The following is a 23,938-nucleotide window of genomic DNA, read 5'->3' as shown; positions in this document are numbered from 1 at the left end:
TTTCGAGGAAACACTTCCAATGACCAGAAAAGCAGTCGAAATACGGATCGAGGACCTGCATCTCTCCTTCGGCACCACCGAAGTCCTGCGCGGCGTCAACATGACAATCGAACCGGGTGAATTCTACGCCTTCCTTGGCCCGTCGGGCTCCGGCAAGTCCACCCTCCTGCGTGCCATTGCAGGCTTCGGCCCGACGCCCAGAGGACGCATTCTCATCGGAGGCCGCGACATTGCCAAGCTTCCACCCTGGAAACGCAATGTCGGCATGGTGTTCCAGTCCTATGCCCTTTGGCCTCACATGTCGGTTCGTGCCAACGTCGCCTTCGGCCTTGAGGAGCGGAAAGTCGCGCGCAAGGACATCGGCACCCGTGTGGAATCGGCGCTGGAACTCGTCGGGCTCCTGCATCTCGCCGACCGCATGCCTTCCCAGCTTTCCGGCGGCCAGCAGCAGCGCGTGGCTCTTGCCCGCACCGTCGTCGTCGAGCCGGATGTCCTGTTGCTCGACGAGCCGCTGTCGAACCTTGACGCCAGCCTGCGCATCCAGATGCGCCGGGAACTTTTGTCCCTTCAGAGGAAGCTGGGCCTGACGACCATCTTCGTCACCCACGACCAGGAAGAGGCCAACACCACCGCCGACCGGATGGCCGTGCTCGACGGCGGTGTCATCCAGCAGATGGGCACGCCGCAGGAACTCTACGACACGCCGGCAAATCTGTTTGTGGCAAAATTCCTGGGAACCGCAAACATCATCGACGGCACACTTCAGCGTGGCGACGGCGGAAATACCTTCAAGATTGCCTCCGGCGAAGTGCTTCATCTCGGTGCAGGCAGCCCCGACGGTTCTTCGCTCGTGCTGCGGCCGCAGAACATCGAAATCGTCACCGACCAGAACCACCCGGACCTGATTACGGGCAAGGTCAAGCACCGGGAATTTCTCGGCAGCCAGACGCGCTACCTGGTGGAAGCAGCAGGCAGTGAGCTGATCATCGATCAGAAACATGTGGGCGGTGTCGACTGGTACGAACCCGGCATGGAAGTGAAGATGAGCGTCAACACCCGGAACGCCGTGTTGCTCTGACGTTTTTCGGCATCAGGCCAGCACGGGATCGTGCCGGCCTCCTGCCTGGTGCTGGTGTCTTCACGCCTTTCAGATCCGGTGCCCGGTCCAACCTCCTCTCACCCTTCTCCCTGCTGGCGGCCGCCACTGCCGGCTGGGAGGAGCTGAAAGCCCAAGGTTCGGGCGTCGGGGCCCGTGAGCGTCAGTTCACGGGCCATCTTTCGCAGAAACACTTGCCAAAATGACGCTAGGTCAAGTTTTTGACATCGAAGTCGCGATACAGATCCCGCACCGCGAAGAAAATCGGAACGCCTTTCAAGCAATTCAGCAGATCAAGGCAAGCTCCGATGCTCGGTGATATTAGTCAACTTTGGCTAGGCACTTGCCTCACCGATAAAACTGACCTGGTCATAAATAGTTTGGTAACAACTACCACCTAGCTTTCCCGGATTACTCCTGTGGCGGCATGGAGTTCAGTGAACCACTGAAACTCGATTCATGGGGGAAACATGAGAGCCGCCGGCAATCTTCCGATATCGATGAAACTCGCCATCTGCATGGCTGTTTCCGTTCTGCTTACAATGTCCGTTTCCGTTGTCGGCTATGTCGCGACGCGCCAGATGGGCGGGGCAATACAAACCTCCCAGACAACGGGCTCTGCCCTGATGTCCATGGCCCGGCTGAACCGCCTGAAAGCGCGTTACGTCGAATCCGGCGATCCGGATGACGTCTCCGTGGTGAAGGACAGCATGACCGACATCTCCGCGACGCTGTCCGTTCTGCAAGCCGGTGGAGAAGACGTTGCCTCGGCGACCGGCAACATTGCGGCATTCTCGACTGCTTTCGACACCCTGGTTGCCTCCGAGGAAGAAATCGAACGCAAACGCCAGCAGATGACGACGTCCCTGGAAAACCTGATGGCGATCGGCCACAGCGTTGCCCAGGCGGCAGCGAAACGCGAACAGAAACTGGTCGATGAGCTGCAATCGTTGAGAACAAGCGGGGAAGCAGCCAGCGAACTCGCGCAGGCAGCAACACTTGCCAGCGCCCATTCCATGCAACTCAATCTGGATCTGGAGACCCTGTTTCGACAACCGGACGCGGCTCACATGAAGGCCGTCAGCAAGTCCTTCGGCAAGTACTATCTCCTGATCCGAAAGCTGACGTCCTCCGCAACCGTGGCGGAAAACCTGCAGCCCGCACGTGACCTTGCCGAAGGCGCCAACACCATGCGCACCCTGCTCTCCGCCGTCCAGAAGGATCCCTCCCAGGCGCTGTCCAGGAGAGACGCCCTGACCAAGGGCTTTGACAGCCTTGCCGGACTGACCGATGCCGTGCGCAATGACCTTGGCCGCGCCTTCAAGACGGCCCACGGCGACATGCTGGCGATCGAGGGACTTGCCCGATCCGCTGTTGCCGAAGCCAAGGCCGGCGACGACTTTGCTGCCGAAGCCCGGGTGTTGTCAGATGCGTTCTGGCAGTTCCAGGTGAACCGGTCGGATCTTACCCGCAAGGCGGTGCTCGACAGTATCGCGGTCCTGCAGATGCAACAGGAACAGGTGTTGTCCACCATGCTGACGGGAGCCGATGCGGTTGCAGCGCGCACCGCAATCGAAACCCTGGGCAGCGCCTTTGCGAAACTGTCTTCGGCCATGGCAGATTTCCGGGTTGCGCTTGCTGCTGCCGACACTGCCGAGACAAAGTTTGCCGAAGGCATTTCCGCGCTCAACGCAAGGCTGGAAACCAGTGCCGCCAGTACGGAAGCAAGGTCGACACTCATCCTGTTGGCGGTGTCCGCGATCGGGCTGGTGTTCGGCATTGCGGCGGCAGTTGCACTCTGGTTCACCGTAGCCCGCCCGGTGTCCGTTCTGACAGCTGCGACCCGTCGTCTGGCTGACGGCGAAGTCGATGTCACGATCGACGGTGCGGTCACGCGCGACGAGGTTGGTCAGCTCCGTCAGGCACTCCTGATTTTCCGTGACAGCCTGCTGGAAAACCGCCGCCTCGGCGAAGAACGGATGCAAAGCCAGTTGGCCAGTGAGGAGCGCCAACAGCATATAGACAGGCTGGTGGCCGGGTTCCGCAATGACATTCAGGACGTCCTGAAGAGCCTGTCCGAAAATGCCGGACAAATGCAGGACACTGCCCAGTCCATGACGGTGATTGCCGAAACGGCATCTTCCCTCACCGGCAACGCCACCGGTTCCTCGAACGAAGCCTCCGGCAACGTTCAGGCCGTCGCGGCTGCCACCGACGAGATGGCTGCCTCGATTGCCGAGATCGCCCGGCAGGTGGAAACGTCAAGCCAGATCGTCAGCAACGCCGCGGACAACGCCAACCGGACCAGCAGCAAGATCACCGGTCTGGCGGAAACCGCACAAAGCATCGAAGGCGTTGTTTCCCTGATCTCCGAGATCGCCGAACAAACCAACTTGCTGGCGCTCAACGCCACCATCGAGGCGGCTCGTGCCGGGGAAGCCGGCAAGGGCTTTGCCGTTGTGGCGGCAGAGGTCAAGTCGCTGGCAACCCAGACCGCAAGAGCGACAAACGAAATCGCCTCGCAGATTGCGGCCATGCAGGCGTCCGCATCGGAAACGGTTACGGCCATCGGCGAGATCGTCGCGATCATGCAGGACGTCTCGGAGTGCACCAGCGCGATTGCTGCTCCCGTTGAGCAGCAGGGCTACGCAACAAACGAAATCGCGCGGAATGCCGCCCTCGCCTCCAATCGAACCATGGCGGTCGTCGAAGACATGTCCAGCGTTTCGGATGCGATCGGCGACACCCGGAAATCCGCAAGCGATGTTCTGAATGCCTCCGACAACCTGAACCAGCAGACAGCACGCATTCGGTCGACCGTGACGACATTCCTCAACGAAGTGGCGGCAGCCTGAGATCAAACGCCTGCCGGGCGGGAGAACCGACTGCTGCCCGCCCAGTTCCCCCCCCGTAAAACCCGTTCGACCCGAACGGACCGCCAACATGACACTTAAAAAGACAATCCGATGACCCATCCGAAAATCATCTTCATGCGCCACGGCGAAACAGAATGGAACCTGATCGGCCGTGCGCAAGGCCGGCTGGATTCTCCCCTGACCGCAAAGGGACGCGAGCAGGCGACCCTCTTGGGAAAGATCCTCGCCCGCGAACTGGTATCAGCCGAAGGTTACGACCAGATGGTCAGCCCCTTGGGCCGAACCCTGGAAACCTCGCAGCACCTGCAGCAGAACTTCGACTTTTCGCCGGTTGAAACCGACCTGCTCGTCGAAATCGATGTCGGCGGTCTGAGCGGCCTGACAAGGCCCGAGATGTTCGAGAAGTATCCCGAGCACATGAACGGCAAGCCCGGCAACACCTGGTATTTTGGTGCGCCGGGTGGCGAGACACTGCAGCAGATGCGTGAGCGCGCCGGAGCCTGGCTTGCAGGCCTGACGGGACCGACAATCGCAGTGGCCCATGGCCAGATCGGCAAGGTTATTCGAGGTATCGTTCTTGGCCTCGATGACACCGGGATTCTCAGCCTCAAGGAACCGCAGGGCGTGGTTCATGTGCTTGAAAACGGACAGGAAACGATCTGGAGCTGAAGACTGCGGGCGTGCCCCCGTTCTGCACGCCCAGCACCTTCCCCTGCCACAAATACAAGACCAAAACCGGAAGACCGGACGAACCCGTCACTTTGGCAATGGTCTTCCTCCATTGACGCTGTGGACAGGAAACCGGTGCTGCAGCTATACAAAGGAGAGTATTCAGCAAGAACTCCTTTATTTCATTCACTTAGCGGGGGCTACAAGTGAACTATTTGCTGCCAGCACATATTATTCGTTTGGGCGTCATTTTAACGGCCATCGTATTTCTTCAAATAATTTCCAGTACAGGATCCGCCTTTGCGGGTAAGCGTGTCGCACTCATCATCGGCAATTCGAATTACGAACATATTCAATCTCTGAAAAACCCTGAAAACGACGCCCTTCTCATGGCAAAAACCTTGGGCGATGCCGGTTTTGAAGTGAGGCAACTCATCGACGGCAACTACAGGGATATGAAGCGGGAACTTCTCGAGTTTGGTCGCACCTTGCGGGATTCGTCGATCGAAGCAGGCCTGATCTACTACGCCGGGCACGGTGTGCAGGTACGCGGGGAGAATTATCTCATCCCGGTGAACGCCCTTCTGGCGGATGAGGACGAGGTCGATCTTGAGGGCATCAACGTCAACGACTTCCTCAAGGTGATGAACTCGTCCAGCAGTCCGGTGAACATCGTCGTACTGGATGCCTGTCGTAACAATCCCTTCAAAGGCTCTTTCCGCTCGGCCACCCGTGGCCTTGCCCCCATCGATGCACCCATGGGCACCCTGATCGCCTATGCGACGTCACCCGGGCAGGTCGCGATGGACGGTTCCGCCGGAAATTCCCCCTACACGGCCGCCCTCAGCCGCGCCATCGAAACCAGTCCCGGCGAGCCGATTGAATCCGTCTTCAAGCAGGCCCGGCGCGATGTTCTGGCCGAAACCGCCGACCGGCAAGTGCCTTGGGAAGTCAGCTCGATCACCGGTGATTTCTACTTTTATGAAGACGGTCCGCTGCCAGACGATACCGCCGGAGAAGCCGGCAGCCAGGGCAGCCTCGACGTCGCCTACTGGACCGCCATTCGCGACAATCCTTCCGTCTCCGAACTGCGCGCCTATCTCGCCCAGTTTCCAAATGGCCTTTTCGCAGGTGTCGCCGCCAACCGTCTGAAGGACCTCGAAGACAAGCCACAGGTCCAGGCAAGTCTTGCACCGAGCGAAGCCGAGCAACCGATAAACGAAGCTCCAGTTCCGTCCGATCCGAAGGAACTGACGAGGGCCGTCCAGGTGGAACTCAACAGGCTTGGCTGCGACGCAGGTTCGCCAGACGGTGTCTGGGGCCCGAAGAGTGGCCGCGCTCTCGACACGTTGAGGAACGAAGCCAAGCTTCAGCTTGCGTCCTTGTCTCCCAACGCGGCTGTCCTGAAGAAACTCCGGCAGCTCGACGGCAGGATATGTCCGCTGACCTGTTCCGCCCGCTACGTATTGAAGAACAACGAGTGTGTTCTGAAAACCTGCCCGGCCGGACAACTGCTCTCTTCAGCAGGGCAATGTTACACGAAGTCGAAACCCAGTCCCCAGTCCTCCTCATCCGGAGGCAACTGCTTCACGTTCAACGGCCAGCAATATTGTGACTGACCTGGCAGAGCGGCACACGTGCTCGAGTTTCAGATGATCGGGGCAAGATGGGGTTGATAAAAACTCTGGCAGCCAGCCTGCTTCTTGCGGCCGGCTTTGCAGGAAACGCAGGCGCGGACGACATGTCCGGCAAGACCATAACGATCGACATCACCATGCCGATCTGCGGTTTTGCCGACGGCACACAGTCCTGCGTCTGGGAACACAGTGCGTGGTTCTATCTCGCCGCCATCTTCTTCGCCGGGAACGATGACCTGTTCTATTCCTTTTCGTTTCACTCGAACTTCGAAACGGAAGGTGTCCGGATACCAACCGGCACGGGATCAGGTGAGAGGGTCAATAAAACCAAATCCGGCGACCCGATCGTCCATTTCGTGGAAGTTGAGCGGCTCTCGGCAAACCGTCTTCATGCTATCCACACCATGGAAATGGTTGAAGACGGATACATCCGGAAAAACGCATTCACGCTGGAAATGAACGGCAAGGAGTGCCGGATCCTGAAGTTCAGGCAGGAGCACTTCTCCAACACCCAGCTCAAGTACGCCTATGGAAAGCCGACCTCGCTGATTTGCAAGGTTCAGGACGGTCCGCAAACCGATGTCTATGGAAAGTGACGGCATGGACAGCGCACCGGCAAACCCGCAACCACAGCTCGAGACAAATCGATCAACATCGAATTTCAAGATCCTCCGGACGGAGGACATTTTCCCGGAAGGAGACTTATTGTGAAGAAGATTTTGTTCCTGGCATTGACGACCTCAATGCTGGGTATGGCCGGTTGCCAGTCGACGGCGCCGGAAGGCGCGTCCCCGGCCCAGAGCTCCAAATCAGCTCCCGCGACCTTCGATCTCGGCAGCAAGAAGATTTTCCTGAGCTCGAATATCAAGATCGAGCAGAAGGACTATTATTCCAACACCAACAAGGGTTCGTTCACCGAAACCAACAACCGCACAGGCACCACGGCCGTTCTGATCCGCCAGAACGGCGACAATCTGCTGGTCGCCGATCCGGACAACCAGGCGGGAACCGTGTTTGTGAACGGTAAAAGCGTCAAAACCTCCGGCAGCATCTCCGGCAAGGGCAGGACCAACTGCGTCAAGCTGGAAATCGAGGAAGGCTACAAGCGGAATATCTGTTCGCGCTACACCTACAGCAACGGCACCGTCGAAATTTCCGAAGAGGAAAAGGACCCAGCCGAGGACCGCACCACAAAGCGGACCTACAAATTCGCCTATGACGGCAACAGCTGCCGCTTCATCAGTTTCTCGGAGTTCTCGAACGCCAAGAACGGCTATTGTGACGGCCCCTGCCTTGGCTACTACGGCGGCAAGACCAAGTGGCGCTACACGCTCAACAGCACATCGACTTCAGGCAACTGCAGCATTCGCTGATTGGACCTGACGCGTTGCCCCGGGCCGCCGCTTTCCGGCTTGCGTTTCCCGGGGCACTCATCCTCACCTGACGGATATTATGGCCGGAGCGCAACGCAGCCAATGCCTATCATTTGCCGCCACTCCCTTCCGGCGTGGCGCGCTTGCCGGATACTTCACCACGCACCCGAAACCCTGACATTTCCCTGATATTTCGCGACAGTTATCGTGCCGTGCCGCGTTATCGAAACACGACCAGCCTGTCGCAATCACAAGCCAGCTTTTCCTGACGATTTGAACCACCGTGTCGTGGCGCTTATGCCGCCATGACGCAATTACGCTATTTTGCCTGTCGATCAGTCGCGATACTGCCGCCACGAAACGGAAATCCGGTGCAGTCGCACGGACCGGACGCAGGCGGACTGCGCTCCGGTCGATGAAAAAGGAATGAGACATGTCAGCATTTCCTGACAAGGCACAGATCGTCATCGTCGGTCTCGGCGGTATCGTCGGCGCGTCGATCGCACATCACCTCATCGAACGCGGCTGGACAGACATTGTCGGCATCGACAAGTCCGGCATTCCGACCGACATCGGTTCGACGGCCCATGCGTCCGACTTCTGCTACACCACCAGCCACGACTACCTGTCCGTCTGGACCACCCAGTACTCCATCGACTTCTTCGACAAGATGGGTCACTACGCCCGCGTCGGCGGTCTGGAAGTCGCGCGCACCGGCGACGACACCTGGATGGAGGAAATCAAGCGTAAGGTGACCTCGGGCAAGGCCTTCGGCACCAATGTGCGCCTCGTGACCCCGGCCGAGATCAAGGAAAAGTTTCCGCTGATCGAAGAGGACATGGTCCAGGGCGGCATGTGGGACCCGGATGCAGGTCTCGTCATCCCGCGCTCGCAGACGGTAGCAGGCAAGCTCGTTGATGAAGGCGAGAAGACCGGCAAGCTGAAAGCCTTTGCCAATACCCCGGCCCAGTCCCTTATCGTCGAGGACGGCCACATCAAGGGCGTCAAGACCCACCGCGGCACGATAATGGCTGACCATGTCATCGTCTGCGCCGGTCTGTGGGGCCGCCTGATTGCCGAGATGGTTGGCGAAGACCTGCCGGTAATGCCGGTCGACCATCCGCTGACTTTCTTCGGCCCGTACAACGAATTCGAAGGCACCGGCAAGGACATCGGCTATCCGCTGCTGCGCGACCAGGGCAACTCCGCCTACATGCGCGACACGGGCGATCCCAAGACGGCCGAAGGCGGCCAGATCGAATGGGGATATTACGAGCCGACCCATCCGCGCATGTGCCACCCGCGCGATCTCCTTGAGAAGGATCAGGCCCGCCTGTCCCCCTCCCAGCGCGATCTGGAAATGGAACAGGTCATGGAGCCGCTCGAGCGCGCCATGGAGCTGACCCCGATCCTGGGTGAGATCGGCTACAACGAAGGCCATTCCTTCAACGGCCTCTTGCAGGTTTCCGCGGCCGGTGGCCCCTCCTGCGGTGAAAGCCAGAAGGTCCGCGGCCTGTGGTACTGCGTTGCGATCTGGGTCAAGGACGGGCCTGGCTACGGCAAGCTGCTGGCTGACTGGATCACCGATGGCCGGACTGAAATCGACCATGCGTCCATCGACTATTCGCGCTTCTATTCCCACCAGCTGACCGAGAAATACATCGAGGACCGCTGCTACGAAGCTGCGCAAAAGATCTATTTCCCGGCGATCCACCCGCGTGAGCCTTACCTGACGAGCCGCAGCGTCAAGCGGTCCCCGTTCTACGACCGCGAGGTTGAACTCGGCGGCCACTTCATGGAACTGGGCGGCTGGGAACGCGCGCATGGGTATGCCGCCAACGAGCATCTGCTGGAAAAATACGGCGACCGGGTTCCGGTTCGTGAAAACGAATGGGACAACCGCCATTTCTGGCGCGTCTCCAACGCCGAGCAGCTCGAACTCAGCGAGAACTGCGGCATCATCAATCTGTCGCACTTCTACATGTTCGACGTCGAAGGCCCGGACCACGTGGAACTGCTGGAGTGGCTGTGTGCCGCGAAGATCGGCGGCGATGCCAACATCGGCAAGGGTATCTACACCCACTTCCTCGATGACGAAGGCAACGTGCGTGCCGACCTCACGGTCTTCCGCATGGCAGACCGCTGCCGCATCGTCGACGGTGCAGACGCCGGCCCGCGCGACTATCACTATGTGAAGCGCATCGCCGAGGACAAAGGCTTCGACGTCACGGTGACCGACGTCAGCGAGCAGTACACCACCATCGGAATCTGGGGCCCGAACGCCCGTGAGAACCTGAAGAAAGTGGTTGCCGATCCGGCAGCACTCGATCCGGAAAACTTCCCGTTTGCGGGCATCCGCCAGATCGAAATCGCCGGCAAGTCCGTCATGGCCCTGCGCCTGTCCTATGTCGGTGAACAGGGCTGGGAACTGCACATGAAGTACGAAGACGGCCTGGCCGTCTGGGACGCTCTGCGGTCCACGGGTGTCATCGCGGTCGGCGTCGAAACCTACGCCAACTCGCGCCGCATGGAAAAATCCCTGCGCCTGCAGAACGCCGATCTTCTGACCCAGTACAACCTCCTGGAGGCTGATCTGGCCCGTCCGAAGGTCAAGGAAGCGGATTTCCGCGGCAAGGCAAAACACGTCGAGTACCGGGAGCGCGACAAGCAGCCGGCCATGCTCTGCACGCTGGTGATGCTTGAAAACACAGATGCAAGCGGTGTCAAACGTTACCCGGTCGGCGCAATGCCGGTGCAGGATCCGGACACGGGCAAGACGCTGGTCGACAGCCTGGGCCGTATTTCCTACACGACCTCGGTCGCCTATGGCCCGACCATCGGCAAGAACATCGCTCTTGCATACTTGCCGCAGGAGTATTGCCAGGTCGGCCGCAAGCTGAATGTCGAGTATTTCTCGGAAACCTACCCGGTCGAGGTCGCCGGTGTCGGCTACCAGCCGCTCTACGATCCGGAAAACCAGAAACCACGGTCCTGATGACCAAGGCCCGTGACAGGCAACGACGTGCCACGGGCTGACCTCAGATCACAAGAACAAGCTAAAGCCCCATCTCACGACCCCAAAAAGCGCCGCTTGCCGGCGCTTTTTCCTTTCTTCGCACCCACGGCGGCCTTAACCGCCCCGCATGACAATCCCTTCTTCGACCCATCTGTCGAAAACGCCAAGCGCAGCATCCGCAAACGCCTTGTCGTTGATATGCGCCGAAACCTCGGTCGTCTCGATACGGCCCGGGAAGACTGTCCTGACTTCGTCGATGAAGGCCGCCAGCCCCTCCGGATCGTGGGCTTCCTCGCCCTCCTTGTCCCAGGCCTCGATACCGCCAAGCGGCAACAGGAAATGGGTCGGCCCCTTGGCCACCTCCAGCCGGTCGGCGAGTGCATTCGCCCACTGACGGCGCTCCTGCGGGTTGAAGACGGAGCTCTTGATCAGACGATTGTGCTCGTGAAACGGCCTGTCGGCATATTGCGCCGGGATTTCCTGCCAGCCGGCAAAATCCACCAGATCAAGCGCGCCCGGCGCCACGATCTGCGGCGTGCCCAGCCTGCCTGCATTCTGCAGCCGGTCCGGCCCGCTGCTGACCAGCGACCCTGCCAGGAGATTGCCGAATTCCTGCAGGCAGAAATCCATGACGCAGCAGAAGGCCCCCTCCCGTGCCAGGCTTTCGAAGGCCATGCCGCCCATGCCGGTGGAATGGAAGACAGCGACTTCGTACCCCCGGTCTTCGAGTGCCGGTTTCAGAAGCTTCATATAGGACAGGCAACTGGAGCCAAGCGATGTCATGCCGACCAGCGGCTTTGAGCGATCCGGCATCTGCGCGGCCCTGGCGGCACCCAGCACGGCGCCCGCGGCCTGCGCCAGCGACGACTTGCAGATTTCGTTGAGGCCATAAAGGCCACCGGCCCACAGGATCATCTGGATATCGGGCGCCAGCCGTTCCGGCGGGATCAGAGTCGAGAAGCTGACCGTGGACACGATGAATTTCGGTACGCCCATCGGCAGCGCCTGGGCACAATCGAGTGCCAGGTCCGTCCCCATGGTTCCGCCAAGCGCGATCATGCCGTCGATACGGCCTTGCGCATAAAGGTCGGCGACAAGCTTTGCCGCACCCTGCGCCATCACCTGAAAAGCCTTGTTCTCGTCGCCTTGCGCAATCACGTCCTCAATGGACATGCCGCCTGCCTTGGCGACCTCATGCTTGGAAATGCCGGTCGGCATCGCAGGATCACCCAGCACGCTGACATCCATCGTCAGCACCTCGCCGCCCTGATCGCGTATGGTCTGCTCTATGAATTCCAGTTCGGCATTCTTGGTGTCGTAGGTCCCGATGGACAGGATTGTCTTGGTCATGGATATCCTCAGAGCTGGATCCAGGCTGTCTTCAGGTCGACATACTTGTCGAGCGCGTGCAGCGACTTGTCGTGGCCGTTGCCGGACTGCTTCATCCCCCCGAGCGGGACGGTCATGTCCGAGCCGCCATAGGTGTTCACATGGATGACACCGGAGCGGACGCCGGAAATCATCCGGTGCGCCCGGCCGAGATCGGACGTCCAGATACCGGCGGCGAGACCATATTCGGTGCCGTTGGCGATCCGGATGGCCTCTTCCTCGTCCTTGAAGGCGGTTACGGCCAGTACGGGCCCGAACACTTCCTTCCGGGCAATCGTATCGCCCGGCTTGACCCCGCTCATGACGGTCGGAGCCATGTAGTAGCCGCCGGTCTCGGTCAGGATCCGCTCACCCCCGGTGCGGCGCTCGGCACCTTCGGCTTCCGCGGTCTCCACGAATTTCAGGTCGGCTTCCAGCTGGGTCAGCGAGTGAACCGCGCCGATCTGGCTGGAAAGATCCAGCGGATCACCCACCTTGAAAGCTTCCGCTTCCCGGCAGATCGCGGCAACGAAATCGTCGTGAATGTCCTCCTGCACCAGGAGGCGCGAACCGGCGACACAGACCTGGCCGGAATTGCGGAAGATCCCCGCCGCCGACACCTTGGCAGCTTTCGCCAGATCAGCCGCATCATTGAAGACGATGTTGGGGGATTTGCCGCCCAGCTCCAGATAACAGCGCTTCAGGTTGGATCTGGCGGAATATTCAAGAAGCCGCCGCCCTGTCGCACCGGAACCGGTGAAGACCAGGATGTCGACGTCCATGGACAGGGCCAGGGCTTCGCCGACCACGGCGCCGGGGCCGGTCACGACGTTGAAGACACCGTCCGGAACTCCTGCCTCCGACGCCAGTTCGGCGATCCTGAGCAGGCTGAGCGAGGCTGATTCCGCCGGTTTCAGCACGATGGAGTTCCCCATGGCGAGCGCCGGAGCAATCTTCCAGGCGCCGATCATCAGCGGGAAGTTCCAGGGAACGATGGCCCCCACGACACCGACCGGCGCCCGGTGGACAAGCCCCAGCACATTGTCTGCCGTCGGCGCGATCTCGCCATAGATCTTGTCGAGTGCTTCGGCGTAGTACCGGAAGGTCCCGGCCGCCGACAAAGCCTCGGCCTTGAAGGCCATGTTGATCTCGGTGCCGTTGTCGCGCACGCCGAGAACCGCAAGCTCAAGCGCTTTCGCCTCGATCAGATCCGCCAGCTTCAACAATACCTTCTTGCGGTGGGCCGGGGCGGCTTTCGACCAGCGGCCATCCTCGAACGCCCTGCGCGCGCCTTCAACCGCAACTCCCACATCGGCAGCCGTTCCGCTTGCGATCCTTGTCAGCGGTTTTCCGTCGATGGGGGAAAGCACCTCCAGCGTCGCCCCCTCTCGGGACGCGGCAAAGGCGCCGTTTACAAAATGCCCCTGCTCGGCAACGGGCTGGTTGCGCAAAACGTCGATTGCGGCCTGGTCAAGCATCTTGGTTCCTACCCTTGCTGGGTTGAGGTTTCGGAAGTTTCCTCTTCCCGATCCCGTCGCGCCTTTTGCTCGCGAATGACCGTACGTACGTGCAGGACGAGAATGAGAATGATCGCTGTGAAGAGGATTGCGGCGATCGGCCTGTCGATGAAATCGAGCGGGGAATTCACCCGCGCCATGGCGCTGCGAAGCTTCACCTCCATGATCCCGCCAAGCACCATGCCGAGGATGATCGGCACAATGGGCAGGTTGAGACGCTTCAGCACCAGGCCGAAGACGCCGAAGCCGGCGGCAATCGCGCAGTCGGTCACCGAGTTGCGCAGCGAGAACACGCCGACAAAGGAGAGCGTCATGATCATCACGCCCAGGAAACGCGTCGGGATCTGAATGATCTTGAGCAGCAGCCCCGTGGAGGACAGGAGGAAGATCAGGACGATGATATTCAGGAGGATCAGCGCCAGATAGAGCGCGACCACAAAGTCGAGTTGCCCCTGGAACAGCTGAGGCCCCGGGATGACGTTATGAACATAGAATACCGACAGCATCATTGCCGTCAGCGCTTCTCCCGGAATGCCGAGAGCAAGCAAAGGGATCATCGCCGCACCGGGAACCGCATTGTTGGCAGCTTCCGAAGCGATCAGCCCTTCCGGTGATCCCTTGCCGAAAAGGTCCGGGTCCTTCGAGGATTTCTGCGCATAGGTGTAGGACAGGAACTGGGCAGTGAATTCACCCACGCCGGGGATCATGCCCATGAGAACACCGAAGCCGGAAGAAACGGTCGCCACCCGTTTGAACGCGAACAGCTCCTTGAGCCCGGCAAAGAGGTTGCCCTCGACCTTGGCCGATCCGGGTTGATGTTCCTTGTCGACCAGCAGCAGCAACGCTTGCGAGATCGCAAAGAGACCGAGCACCACCACGATAAGATCGACACCGGAGGTGAGCCAGCTCTGGTCGAAGGTGAAGCGCTTGGTGTATTTGGCAGGCTCCAGGCCGATGGTGCTCAGGAAGATGCCGAAACAGGCCAGCATGCCGGCGGCAAAAACCTGTCCGCGGTGCGCAACCACAACCAGGATGATGCCCATCAACGCGGCAAGGAAGATCTCGCGGCTGCCGAAATGCGGTGCGATCATCGCCAGAACCGGCGAGAGGACGATCAGGCACAGGATCGAGAACATGCCGCCGAAGAAAGAAGCCGAATAGGCAAGCGACAGCGCCCGATGCCCTTGCCCCTTCTTGGTCATGGGGTAGCCGTCATAGGTGGTCAGCGCATTGACCGCCGTACCCGGTGTGTTGATCAGCACCGCCGGAATGGCGCCGCCATACATGGATGAGCCATAGACGCCGAGCAGCAGCGTCAAGCCGACGATAGGCTCGAAGGAAAAGGTTGCCGGCAGCAGGATTGCGATGGCGACGGCAGCTCCGACACCAGGAATTGCGCCGATGATGACACCACCGATGGAGCCGATCACCAGGGCCGCAAGAACGTCCCATTGGGCAAGCATGGACAGGCTGGAGAGGATCAGTTCCATTCTCGCCTCACAGATAGGTCAGGGCAAAGGCGCGGATGCCGTCAGGCAGCGCCTCGTAGATGTGGCCGGCGGGAACCTTGACCTGCAAAAACGCGCGGAAGATCACCACCACAGAAATGCTGAAGGCAACCGCGGCACCCAGGTTGAGAGGCGTTGCCTCGCCAATCCGGACACACAGAAACAAGGTGAAGGCGAGTGTCGCCGGCAGGTAGCCGATTTGCGGCACCAGGAGCACGTAGATCAGGAAATAGGCCACGAACTCGAACGACTTCAGCCAGAAGCCGACCTCGCGCCATCGACCCGGAATGCGCTTGGAGCAAAGCGAGCCTATGAAATGCAGGCTGGCGAACAGCACCATGCCGCCGATAGCGACTGTGGGCCAGAACCTTGGCTGTGCAAACCACTTGGTCCGCTTGGCCCAGACCGTCTCACCCGGGATCTGCGACAGAAGAAATAGGGAAAATGCCAGGAACAGGATTGCAAACACGATGTCGCCGGGCCGGCGATAGCGTTTGAACAGTTCCTGCAGCGTCTTGATGCGCGCCAAGCCGAACCCTCCTTGGAACCCGAAAGCAACCGGCCGGCGCGAGATGCGCCGGCCGAAATAGTCGCCTTATTGTTCGATCAGCTCGGAGATCTTCTGAAGCGCCGCCGCATCAGCCTCGATCTGCTGTTCGGACTGAACCGGGTCCTGCCAGTAGATCAGGACGCCGGTCTGGCCGATCAGCTCGAGCGCCTGCGGCGACTTGAGCGCAGCTTGCGCAGCTTCGGAAATCTTGATCCGCGCATCTTCGGGAACGTCCTTGTGAACGAACAGCCCGTTCCACAGCGCAACCGACAGATCCGGGTTGATTTCCTGCATGGTCTGCACGTTCGGCGTCAGGGACGTCCGTTCCTTGCCGATGCTGGCCAGGATCTTGACCTCGCCGAGGCATGGCTGGATCTGCTGCAGTGTCGTGTTGATGACGTCGACATCGCCGGAGGCCAGCGTGTTGCAGTTCAACTCGTCAAAAGCCGCTTCGCTGGCAAAGTCGAAGCCGGAGGTCTTGGCGGCAGCGAAGGTGATCTGGGTGGGCGGCAGGAACGAACCGAAATGGCCGAGAGCGATCTCGTTTTCCTTGGCGTAGTCAGCCAGCTCCGCCCACGTGGCGTAGGGCGCGTCTGCACCTGCGGCAATCACGAACGGATAGGTCATGAAAATGCCGATCGGCTCGAACGGGTTCGGCGAAAGTTCGGGAATTCCGATCTGCGGACCACCAATCGGCACGTCGGTAACGAAAGAGCCGACCGTATAACCGTCGGCAGGCGCCGTTGCGACTTCCACTGCACCAGGGAACGGACCACCGCCGCCACCCGGCTTGTTCACGACCGCTGCCGGCACGCCGTACATTTCCTGGAACTTGTCCGCGATCAGCCGGGTCAGCACGTCTTCCAGGTCTCCCGGAGGCCACGGAACGATGAACGATACAGGCTTTTCCGGATATTCAGCCAGAGCGGCCGTTGCCGACATCAATGTCGCGGCCGTCAGGGCGATCACTTGCTTCTTCATTTCAACAGTCCCTTTTCTGGTCAGGTGACAGCCGGACTTTGCGCCGGTCTTGGTCATTTTTTATTTGCTTTGTTAATTATTGTGATCTTAAATAACAAGATGTCAACCTTCAATCGAAGCGCTGACGCTTTTGTTTACCTCGCAAAACGGTTCAAATAACAAACCATCGGTTTAAAAATATATTGTTTCAAATGAAACTACATGTCAACATCGTCCCGTCGAATGCCGGAGCTTCAATCCGGCGCCTGCGGGAAAGGAACTGCTGAAGCATGGGCACGATCACAAAAGCGCTGAGCCTGCTGAACCACTTTTCCGCCAGCCGTTCGGAAATCGGTCTGACCGAGTTCCGCAACCTGTCGGGCCAGGACAAGGCAACGGTTCACCGGCATCTGACCGAACTGACAGCCAACGGTTTTCTGGAGCAGAACCCGGGCACCAAGGGCTATCGCCTGGGCCCCGCCATCCTGCGCCTTGCGGCAGTCCGCGAACGCCTGTTCCCGGCAAGAAGGCTTGTCGCTCCACTGGTGGAACAGTTGGCTGGAGAACTCGGGGAACTGGTTCATGTCTCCTTGCGGGAAGGCAATCACCTGTCACCGCTCTATCATCATGACGCACTCGTTCACGGCACGCGGGTCTATTTCGACGAAGCTGAACTGCTGCCACTGCACGCAACCGCCTCCGGTCTCGCCATGCTGGCCTATGGCCCGATTGACCTGCTGCCAAAGCTTCTGAAGACGAAGCTCAAACCCTCCACCGGCTACACGATCACCGATACCGAGCTTTTGAAACAGACAGTCGAACAGGTTCGAAACGACGGCATTGCCTTTATCGACCAGGGCTTTGAAGAGCACGTCTCTTCCTTTGCCTCGCCGATCTTCGGCGACTTGCCAGAAGCAGTCGGCACCATAGCCGTTGCCGCCCCCACCGTTCGCATGACCGATGAGCTGAAAGCAAAAATCCGAATTTCCCTGCCGATCGCGGCGACGGAAGTCACTGAAAAACTCGGCGGCGTTGTCCCGGTCGATTTGAGAAGGATCTGGCGCGATGCCGCATGACACGAAGGCTCTGGTGCTCGATTTCGGCGGAGTTGTCACTCGCACGATGTTCGAGACCCACGACCTGACCGAACAGGCTCTCGGGCTCGCCCCCGGCACCCTGACCTGGCGCGGCCCGTTTGATCCGGCAACCGACAGTCTTTGGCAGGCAATGCAGCGGGACGAGATTTCCGAACGCGACTACTGGCACCGGCGCACGCAGGAAATTGCCGAATTGACCGGCAACGACTGGACGGAAATGGCCCAGTTCGTGAAGGCTGCGCGCGGCGCTGATCCCGATGCCGTCATGCGGCCGGAAGCCCTGGCCGCAATCGACATTGCCCGGCAGGCAGGCTGCAAGCTTGCGGTCCTGTCCAACGAGCTGGACCTATTCTATGGTGCGGACTTCAGGAAAAAGCTCGCTTTTCTGGATGATTTCGACGTCATCGTCGATGCCACCTACACCAGGATCCTGAAGCCGGATCCGCGTGCATATCAGCTGTGCCTGGACGAACTCGGCCTGCCCGCATCCGCCTGCGTCTTTGTCGACGATCAGCTGCGCAACATTCGCGGCGCGGAGACGGCCGGTCTGCAGACGGTTCACTTCGACGTTCTTTCCCCCCGATCTTCCTATGACCAGGCACTTTCGTTGCTCGGCCTGCCAAGTTTACTCCAAGGAGACATGACATGAAGGATTCCAACTTCCTGAAGGAAAACAACGCCCGCCATGTCTGGCATCCGATGGCTCATCCGGCCGACAGCCAGACCAATCTGCCGACGATCCTGACAGGTGGCCGCGATGTTTTCATCACCGACGTCGACGGGCACGAAGTTCTTGATGCCGTCGGCGGGCTGTGGAACGTCAACCTCGGCTACTCCTGCGAGCCGGTGAAACAGGCAATCTCCGACCAGCTGAACGCCCTGCCCTACTACTCGATCTTTCGCGGCACATCGAACGACAAGGTGATCGAGCTTTCCTACGAACTGGCCGATTTCTTCGCCCCGGACGGGCTGACGCGGGCCTTCTTCACCTCCGGCGGCTCGGATTCGGTCGAAGTCGCCCTCAAGCTCGCCCGCCAGTATCACCGCATTCGCGGCGAAGCCGGCCGCACCAAGTTTCTCAGCCTGAAGAAAGGCTATCATGGCACCCATTTCGGCGGCGCCAGCGTCAACGGCAACGGCAAGTTCCGCAACGCTTACGAGCCTCTGCTGCCGGGCTGCTTCCACATTCCGGCTCCCTACACCTACCGCAACCCGTTCAACGAGAGCGATCCGGCGAAACTTGCCCAGCTCTGCGCAGCCGCCTTCGAAGACGAGATCGCCTTCCAGGGAGCCGGCACCATTGCCGCCTTCATCATGGAGCCCGTCCTCGGCGCCGGTGGTGTCATGCCTCCCCATCCGAGCTTCATGCCGATGGTGCGCGAAATCTGTAACCGCAACGGCATTCTCCTGATCTCCGACGAGGTCATCACCGCCTTCGGTCGCACCGGCAGCGAGAGCGGCGCACGTCACTGGGGCGTACAGCCGGACTTCATGTGCACGGCAAAAGCCATCACAAACGGCTATTTCCCGTTCGGCGCGGTGATGATCGCCGGGCATGTGGCCGAAGTCTTTGAAAAGGACACCAGCGGCATCGCGTCCATCGATACCGGCTACACCTATTCCGGTCACCCTGTCGGCGCCGCAGCCGCTCTGGCTGCCCTCGCAGAGATCCGACGTTTGAAGGTCCATGAAAACGCCGCCGCACGCGGCAAGGAACTTCTTGGTGGCCTGAAAGGGCTCCAGGAACGTTTCGAGGTGATCGGCGACGTGCGCGGCGAAGGACTGATGTGCGCCATCGAACTCGTCTCCGATCGCGCCAGCAAAAAACCTTCGGCAAAGGATGTCCCGCTGAAGCTGCAGCAGGCCGCCTATGAGGACGGCGTCATGATCCGGGTTTCCGGAAACAATGCCATCTTCTCGCCGCCGCTGATCGTGACATCGGACAACGTGACGAAAATCCTGTCGGCGGTCGAGACCGGACTGAAAGCCGTTTCCGGCTAATCCCTCGGAAGCATCTCCGTAACGCGCAAGCCTCAACGGCCGGCACCACCACGTTGCCCTGAAGCCCTCTCAAGACCTCGAGGGCTTCGGATCCTCTACAGGCCACTTGCTATCAGAAAACCAGCTCTCGGCGCGCAAACAGCCAACGGGATTTGCGCGCCCAGGCTCTTCTGTTCGCCGCACCAGCAAGCCGCCGCCCCTATTTCAGGTCGAATTTCTCTAATACTTTCAACCACTGCGCGACATATCTGGTCGCCGCGTATCAAGTTTCGAAAAATTCGATCACAAATCCGGGAAGGCAAAACGCCCAATTCCTGAGCCTGAACTCAAATTAGCCAAGTCCGCCTAATTTGTCGGCAATCTGAATAGTTAAATCAAACAAGACAAAATTTTATCTCAAACAGATTTCACCGGGCATTTCGCGAAATCGCCTCGGGACATTTCGTCGCAAACAGTAGAAATCGAAAAAACACGATAAATGCTGCAGCGCAGCAATACACGCGTGCACACCACCTCCACTTGCATTTATCAAATTCAACGAAAACCATCTCGTGATTACAACTCGATGATCTTAATGTATTCATCGATATATCTCATTTAATACTGAAGCATATTCTACAATTTTCTTAGAGTTATAAATTAACCAAGACTACAGTTGCTTTAAAATTGATGCAATTGCACTAGAGCAACGGCATGAAGTTTCCGGTATAAAAGGTTTAATAATTTATTAACCTCCTAAGAAACCAATCGATCGATTTAGATAAATCCAATTTTTGAAAATGAACCGAGCCAGAACTTAGATCATCGCCACGAATAAAATCCATTTCTACCTGGGAGCAAAAAATGTATTTTGCAGGAAGGGACTTTAACGAAAGTGTTTTATACGGTGGCCAGACAAAAGAACGCCGCAACCGAAGCAATTTAGACTTTCCGTATGCACTGGCCAAACGCTTTGAATTTCTTCTTTTCAGCATCTTTGTTCTGGATGCAAGAAGGAAGAAGATCGAGATTTGCTATACAATTGATGACAATCGTCAAGCCTGGGAAGCTGAACATCTTCTTGGGAACGAAATAGACACGTTCTCCCAAGTAAAAGCCAACTCCTGCACCCCCGTTACACACGACACCGAGATCCTGCATTGCACCGCAACAACACCCGATGGTTTGTCGCGCGATACAACCCTTGAAACCAACCGTGCGGCTGTTCTCATGGTCGAATTGGGAATGGGTTTGCAGCTCTATCTTGCCGCCCACGTTCCAGTCGGCTTTTCAGACAGTCTTTTCCAAGGTGTTGTTGCTTATGCGGATGACATCTTCGGCGGCTTCGAGGCCTATGCCGAGGATCTCGTTTACGGGCGAAACCGCACCGAACTGACAAGCGCGCAATACTGGATCAAACACATCAAGTCGCCAGCGCTTGTGTTCTTCGGCAACGGCTCAGTCCTTGTCAAAAACCCGGCGATGGAAAAGGTCCTGCAGAAAGGCGGCGAGCTTCGCCTCATCGACGGCAGGATCCAGGCACCGTTGAGCCTGGCACCGTTCTTTGCCCGCCACTCTCGCGACTTGCCCGTCGATGCCCCGGCAAACACCGGATCAACTCGGCAGGACCAGGCACGGGTCATGAGCATTGCCGGTGGCCCCCGCTACTTCGTGGAGGCCATCCCGTCCCAGGTGTCCGACGAGGAAACCCGGGATCCCGTCAGATCCTATTTCCGCAAGAAGGTCCTGATCACCGCGGACACCGCCTCCAACGAGGTAAGCGCCGAGACGATCAAAGCCGCCACCGGGGTCACGCATCAGCAGGCGCGCATCATCAAGAAAATAATAGACGGCAAAACCGTAAGACAAGCCGCCGAGGAAATCGGGATCAGCTACAACACCGCAAGAAATCACCTTGCGATGGCACAGCAAAGAACCGCAACAAGCTCACAAATAGAGCTCGTCAACTCGGTGACGAAAGCAATTCAAATAGCACCAGACCAATAACGTACAAAGTACAGGAACTTAGGCTATGCTGAACTTACTTTTATACGTATTCGCGACGATAGCGACCATCGCTACATTTTTCATCGTCACGCTGCCGCTTTCGGTTGAAGTTCAACTCTTTCTCGGCCTCTTCGTTCTGGTTGCCATGCAATTCACGAAGGTCTTGCCGGGCACTCTGGGACGCGTCACGTTTCTGACGCTCGGAGGGTTGCTGGTCGGTCGTTACGTTTACTGGCGCGTGACACAGACGGTTCCGCCGATCGAGAACTTTTACGATTTCGTTCCCGGCGTCCTGCTGCTTGTTGCAGAGCTCTTCTGCATCTTGATGTTCTTCCTGTCGGCGCTCATCGTCTCCGACCGCTATGAGCGTCCCCGCAAGGTGCAGAACTCCGACGCCGATGCTCCGACCGTCGACGTGTTCATTCCCAGCTACAACGAGGATCCGGGCCTCGTCGCCTGCACCATCGCCGCCGCCAAGAACATGGACTATCCGAAGGACAAGTTCCGTGTGTTCCTTCTGGACGATGGCGCAACGCTTCAGAAGCTGAATTCCACGGACCAGAAGGCCGCCCTTGCCGCCTATGAGCGCAGCCAGGAATTCAAGCGGATCTGCGAAGATCTCGGTGCGACCTATCTTGCTCGTGAGCGAAACGAGCATGCCAAGGCCGGAAACCTCAACTACGGCCTGTCGCGGTCGGAAGGTGATCTCGTGGTGGTCTTCGACGCCGATCACGCACCGTCACGGGAGTTCCTGCGCGAAACCGTCGCCTACTTCAAGGACCCCGAACTGTTCCTGGTTCAGACACCGCACTTCTTCCTCAATCCGGATCCGATCGAGCGCAATCTGCGCACCTACAACATCATGCCCTCGGAGAACGACATGTTCTACGGCATGATCCAGAAGGGTCTCGACAAATGGGACGCCACCTTCTTCTGCGGCTCCGGTGCTGTCCTGCGGCGTGCTGCCCTCAATGAAGTCGGCGGTTTCTCGGGCGTCTCGATCACGGAAGACTGTGAAACCGCTCTCGAGCTGCATTCGCGCGGCTGGAAGAGCGCCTATGTCGACCGCCCGATGATCGCCGGCCTGCAGCCTGACACCCTCGCCTCGTTCATCGGCCAGCGGTCCCGCTGGTGCCGGGGCATGCTGCAGATCCTGATGCTCAAGAACCCGATGTTCAAGCCTGGCCTGAGCTTCATGCAGCGCGTCGCCTACATGTCCAGCGCCATGTTCTGGCTGTTCCCGTTCCCGCGGCTGGTGTTCCTGCTGGCGCCGCTGATGTTCATCCTCTTCAACATGAAGATCTACATCGCCTCGCCGCAGGAATTCCTGGCCTACACGATGACCTACATCCTTGCGGTGGTGACGATCCAGTCCGGCCTCTATGGCAAGCTCAGGTGGCCCTGGATCTCCGAACTCTACGAGTACATCCAGTCAATCTACCTGTTCCCGGCGATCTTCTCCGTGCTGATGAACCCCCGTGCGCCGAAGTTCAACGTCACGACCAAGGGTGAAACACTCGAAGAAGAACAGCTGTCGGTCATCGCATGGCCCTACATCATCGTCTTCGCGGTCATGCTCCTCACGACCGGCGTGCTGGCCTGGCGCCTGCAGAACGACACCGGCCAGACTGCCCTGCTTGGTGTTGTCGGCATCTGGCATGTCTTCAACCTGATCATTGCCGGTGCAGCCCTTGGCGCCATCCTGGAACGGAAGGAAGTCAGAACCGCACCGCGTATCCGGGTCCATCGCAAGGCGACGCTCCGTCTTCGCGACGAAACCATCCCCGTCAATCTGGTGGAATCCAATACCAACGGTCTGCTCATTCAGCTTGAAAGAGCACCAGCATGGGGGAACGTGCTCGGCGACAAAGGCCACCTGACATTCCATCCCCGTCAATCTCTGGACCGGTCAGCCGATGCAACGCCGGAACCTGACGCTGCGCTTGCCGAAACAGGCATCAACATTCGTGTCGCCTCCCAGCGGGCCGGCTCGAAGGGAATTCTGATCGGCGCCGCCTATCTCGATACCGTCGCAACGCGAGCGATCGTTTCCAGCGACGTGATGTTTGCCGACCTGACAATACCGAGAGCCCTGCACAACAGGAAGCTGACGGGATCCTCGGTGATCGCGGGCATGATGCGCCTGACCAGATGGGCGCTTTACTACGGCATTCGCGTCCCGATCCTCGGCCTCATGACAGCCCTGCGGTCCGGCCTGAAACGCAAGCCGGCACCTGTCGAGCAGGACCTGCCTGAATCCGTCCTCGCACCTGCAGAATGAGGA

17 protein-coding genes are annotated in these 23,938 nt (G+C 59.0%); 12 read left to right on the top strand and 5 right to left on the bottom strand.

All coding sequences use genetic code 11. The features are described from left to right. Nucleotides 1-19 precede the first annotated feature (19 nt). The 7 genes from ACP90_RS06780 (at nt 20) to ACP90_RS06750 (ending at nt 10,646) form a co-directional block, all read left to right on the top strand. On the top strand, nt 20-1,078 hold the full coding sequence (locus ACP90_RS06780) for an ABC transporter ATP-binding protein (RefSeq protein WP_023003308.1): 1,059 nt from the start codon (nt 20-22) through the stop codon (nt 1,076-1,078). Nucleotides 1,079-1,566: 488 nt separating this feature from the next. After that, nucleotides 1,567-3,951 (top strand): methyl-accepting chemotaxis protein, encoded by a 2,385-nt coding sequence (locus ACP90_RS06775; RefSeq protein ID WP_062487498.1) that lies wholly within the window; start codon nt 1,567-1,569, stop codon nt 3,949-3,951. Nucleotides 3,952-4,062: 111 nt separating this feature from the next. Further along, entirely contained in the window at nt 4,063-4,641 is a 579-nt protein-coding gene (locus ACP90_RS06770) for a histidine phosphatase family protein (protein WP_062487496.1), read from the top strand. Nucleotides 4,642-4,847: 206 nt separating this feature from the next. Further along, a complete protein-coding gene (locus ACP90_RS06765) occupies nt 4,848-6,260 on the top strand; it encodes a caspase domain-containing protein (RefSeq protein WP_082809681.1) in 1,413 nt (470 codons plus the stop codon). 47 nt (nt 6,261-6,307) lie between these two features. After that, nucleotides 6,308-6,874: a hypothetical protein gene (locus ACP90_RS06760; RefSeq protein ID WP_062487491.1), complete on the top strand. Its 567-nt coding sequence runs from the start codon at nt 6,308-6,310 to the stop codon at nt 6,872-6,874. Between the two features lie 111 nt (nt 6,875-6,985). Beyond that, complete coding sequence (locus tag ACP90_RS06755) at nt 6,986-7,651, top strand: hypothetical protein (RefSeq protein ID WP_062487489.1); 666 nt, start codon at nt 6,986-6,988, stop codon at nt 7,649-7,651. Nucleotides 7,652-8,084: 433 nt separating this feature from the next. After that, complete coding sequence (locus ACP90_RS06750) at nt 8,085-10,646, top strand: FAD-dependent oxidoreductase (RefSeq protein ID WP_023003292.1); 2,562 nt, start codon at nt 8,085-8,087, stop codon at nt 10,644-10,646. Between the two features lie 135 nt (nt 10,647-10,781). On the opposite strand, the gene ACP90_RS06745 is transcribed toward ACP90_RS06750, so the two are convergent. The 5 genes from ACP90_RS06745 to ACP90_RS06725 all read right to left on the bottom strand — a co-directional run bounded on the left by ACP90_RS06745 (nt 10,782) and on the right by ACP90_RS06725 (nt 16,648). Further along, entirely contained in the window at nt 10,782-12,017 is a 1,236-nt protein-coding gene (locus tag ACP90_RS06745) for a Tm-1-like ATP-binding domain-containing protein (protein WP_062487488.1), read from the bottom strand. 8 nt (nt 12,018-12,025) lie between these two features. Continuing rightward, nucleotides 12,026-13,513 (bottom strand): aldehyde dehydrogenase, encoded by a 1,488-nt coding sequence (locus ACP90_RS06740; protein ID WP_062487486.1) that lies wholly within the window; start codon nt 13,511-13,513, stop codon nt 12,026-12,028. 8 nt (nt 13,514-13,521) lie between these two features. Continuing rightward, nucleotides 13,522-15,042, bottom strand: a complete 1,521-nt coding sequence (locus ACP90_RS06735) for a tripartite tricarboxylate transporter permease (protein WP_023003287.1) — start codon at nt 15,040-15,042, stop codon at nt 13,522-13,524. Nucleotides 15,043-15,049: 7 nt separating this feature from the next. Then, nucleotides 15,050-15,589 carry a tripartite tricarboxylate transporter TctB family protein gene (locus tag ACP90_RS06730; RefSeq protein WP_055656045.1) on the bottom strand — a complete coding sequence of 180 codons (540 nt, stop codon included), beginning with the start codon at nt 15,587-15,589 and terminating at the stop codon, nt 15,050-15,052. A 66-nt stretch (nt 15,590-15,655) separates the two neighbouring features. Then, nucleotides 15,656-16,648, bottom strand: coding sequence for a tripartite tricarboxylate transporter substrate binding protein (locus tag ACP90_RS06725; RefSeq protein WP_023003283.1), 993 nt, complete (start codon nt 16,646-16,648; stop codon nt 15,656-15,658). Between the two features lie 212 nt (nt 16,649-16,860). Between ACP90_RS06725 and ACP90_RS06720 the strand changes: the two genes are divergently transcribed. The 5 genes from ACP90_RS06720 (at nt 16,861) to bcsA (ending at nt 23,935) form a co-directional block, all read left to right on the top strand. Beyond that, nucleotides 16,861-17,646: an IclR family transcriptional regulator gene (locus tag ACP90_RS06720; RefSeq protein WP_062487484.1), complete on the top strand. Its 786-nt coding sequence runs from the start codon at nt 16,861-16,863 to the stop codon at nt 17,644-17,646. After that, nucleotides 17,636-18,316: an HAD-IA family hydrolase gene (locus ACP90_RS06715; RefSeq protein ID WP_062487482.1), complete on the top strand. Its 681-nt coding sequence runs from the start codon at nt 17,636-17,638 to the stop codon at nt 18,314-18,316. The genes ACP90_RS06720 and ACP90_RS06715 overlap by 11 nt, the downstream gene beginning before the upstream one ends. Beyond that, nucleotides 18,313-19,668 (top strand): aminotransferase class III-fold pyridoxal phosphate-dependent enzyme, encoded by a 1,356-nt coding sequence (locus ACP90_RS06710; protein ID WP_062487480.1) that lies wholly within the window; start codon nt 18,313-18,315, stop codon nt 19,666-19,668. Before ACP90_RS06715 ends, ACP90_RS06710 begins: the two co-directional genes overlap by 4 nt. A gap of 843 nt (nt 19,669-20,511) precedes the next feature. Then, on the top strand, nt 20,512-21,654 hold the full coding sequence (locus ACP90_RS06705) for a LuxR C-terminal-related transcriptional regulator (protein ID WP_062487478.1): 1,143 nt from the start codon (nt 20,512-20,514) through the stop codon (nt 21,652-21,654). A 25-nt stretch (nt 21,655-21,679) separates the two neighbouring features. Then, nucleotides 21,680-23,935, top strand: coding sequence for a UDP-forming cellulose synthase catalytic subunit (bcsA, locus tag ACP90_RS06700; RefSeq protein WP_062487476.1), 2,256 nt, complete (start codon nt 21,680-21,682; stop codon nt 23,933-23,935). Nucleotides 23,936-23,938 lie beyond the last annotated feature (3 nt).

The sequence above is a fragment of the Labrenzia sp. CP4 genome (genome assembly GCF_001579905.1).
GTDB classification, from domain to species: Bacteria; Pseudomonadota; Alphaproteobacteria; order Rhizobiales; family Stappiaceae; genus Roseibium; species Roseibium algicola.
Note: the sequence above shows the minus strand (reverse complement) of the source record. Positions and strands in the feature narration are given on the sequence as shown.

Coding starts and splice junctions, on each gene's coding strand:
- ACP90_RS06780 (WP_023003308.1), top strand. CDS start 20: ATGACCAGAAAAGCAGTCGAAATACGGATCGAGGACCTGCATCTCTCC.
- ACP90_RS06775 (WP_062487498.1), top strand. CDS start 1,567: ATGAGAGCCGCCGGCAATCTTCCGATATCGATGAAACTCGCCATCTGC.
- ACP90_RS06770 (WP_062487496.1), top strand. CDS start 4,063: ATGACCCATCCGAAAATCATCTTCATGCGCCACGGCGAAACAGAATGG.
- ACP90_RS06760 (WP_062487491.1), top strand. CDS start 6,308: ATGGGGTTGATAAAAACTCTGGCAGCCAGCCTGCTTCTTGCGGCCGGC.
- ACP90_RS06750 (WP_023003292.1), top strand. CDS start 8,085: ATGTCAGCATTTCCTGACAAGGCACAGATCGTCATCGTCGGTCTCGGC.
- ACP90_RS06745 (WP_062487488.1), bottom strand. CDS start 12,017: ATGACCAAGACAATCCTGTCCATCGGGACCTACGACACCAAGAATGCC.
- ACP90_RS06740 (WP_062487486.1), bottom strand. CDS start 13,513: ATGCTTGACCAGGCCGCAATCGACGTTTTGCGCAACCAGCCCGTTGCC.
- ACP90_RS06735 (WP_023003287.1), bottom strand. CDS start 15,042: ATGGAACTGATCCTCTCCAGCCTGTCCATGCTTGCCCAATGGGACGTT.
- ACP90_RS06725 (WP_023003283.1), bottom strand. CDS start 16,648: ATGACCAAGACCGGCGCAAAGTCCGGCTGTCACCTGACCAGAAAAGGG.
- ACP90_RS06720 (WP_062487484.1), top strand. CDS start 16,861: ATGGGCACGATCACAAAAGCGCTGAGCCTGCTGAACCACTTTTCCGCC.
- ACP90_RS06715 (WP_062487482.1), top strand. CDS start 17,636: ATGCCGCATGACACGAAGGCTCTGGTGCTCGATTTCGGCGGAGTTGTC.
- ACP90_RS06710 (WP_062487480.1), top strand. CDS start 18,313: ATGAAGGATTCCAACTTCCTGAAGGAAAACAACGCCCGCCATGTCTGG.
- ACP90_RS06705 (WP_062487478.1), top strand. CDS start 20,512: ATGTATTTTGCAGGAAGGGACTTTAACGAAAGTGTTTTATACGGTGGC.
- bcsA (WP_062487476.1), top strand. CDS start 21,680: ATGCTGAACTTACTTTTATACGTATTCGCGACGATAGCGACCATCGCT.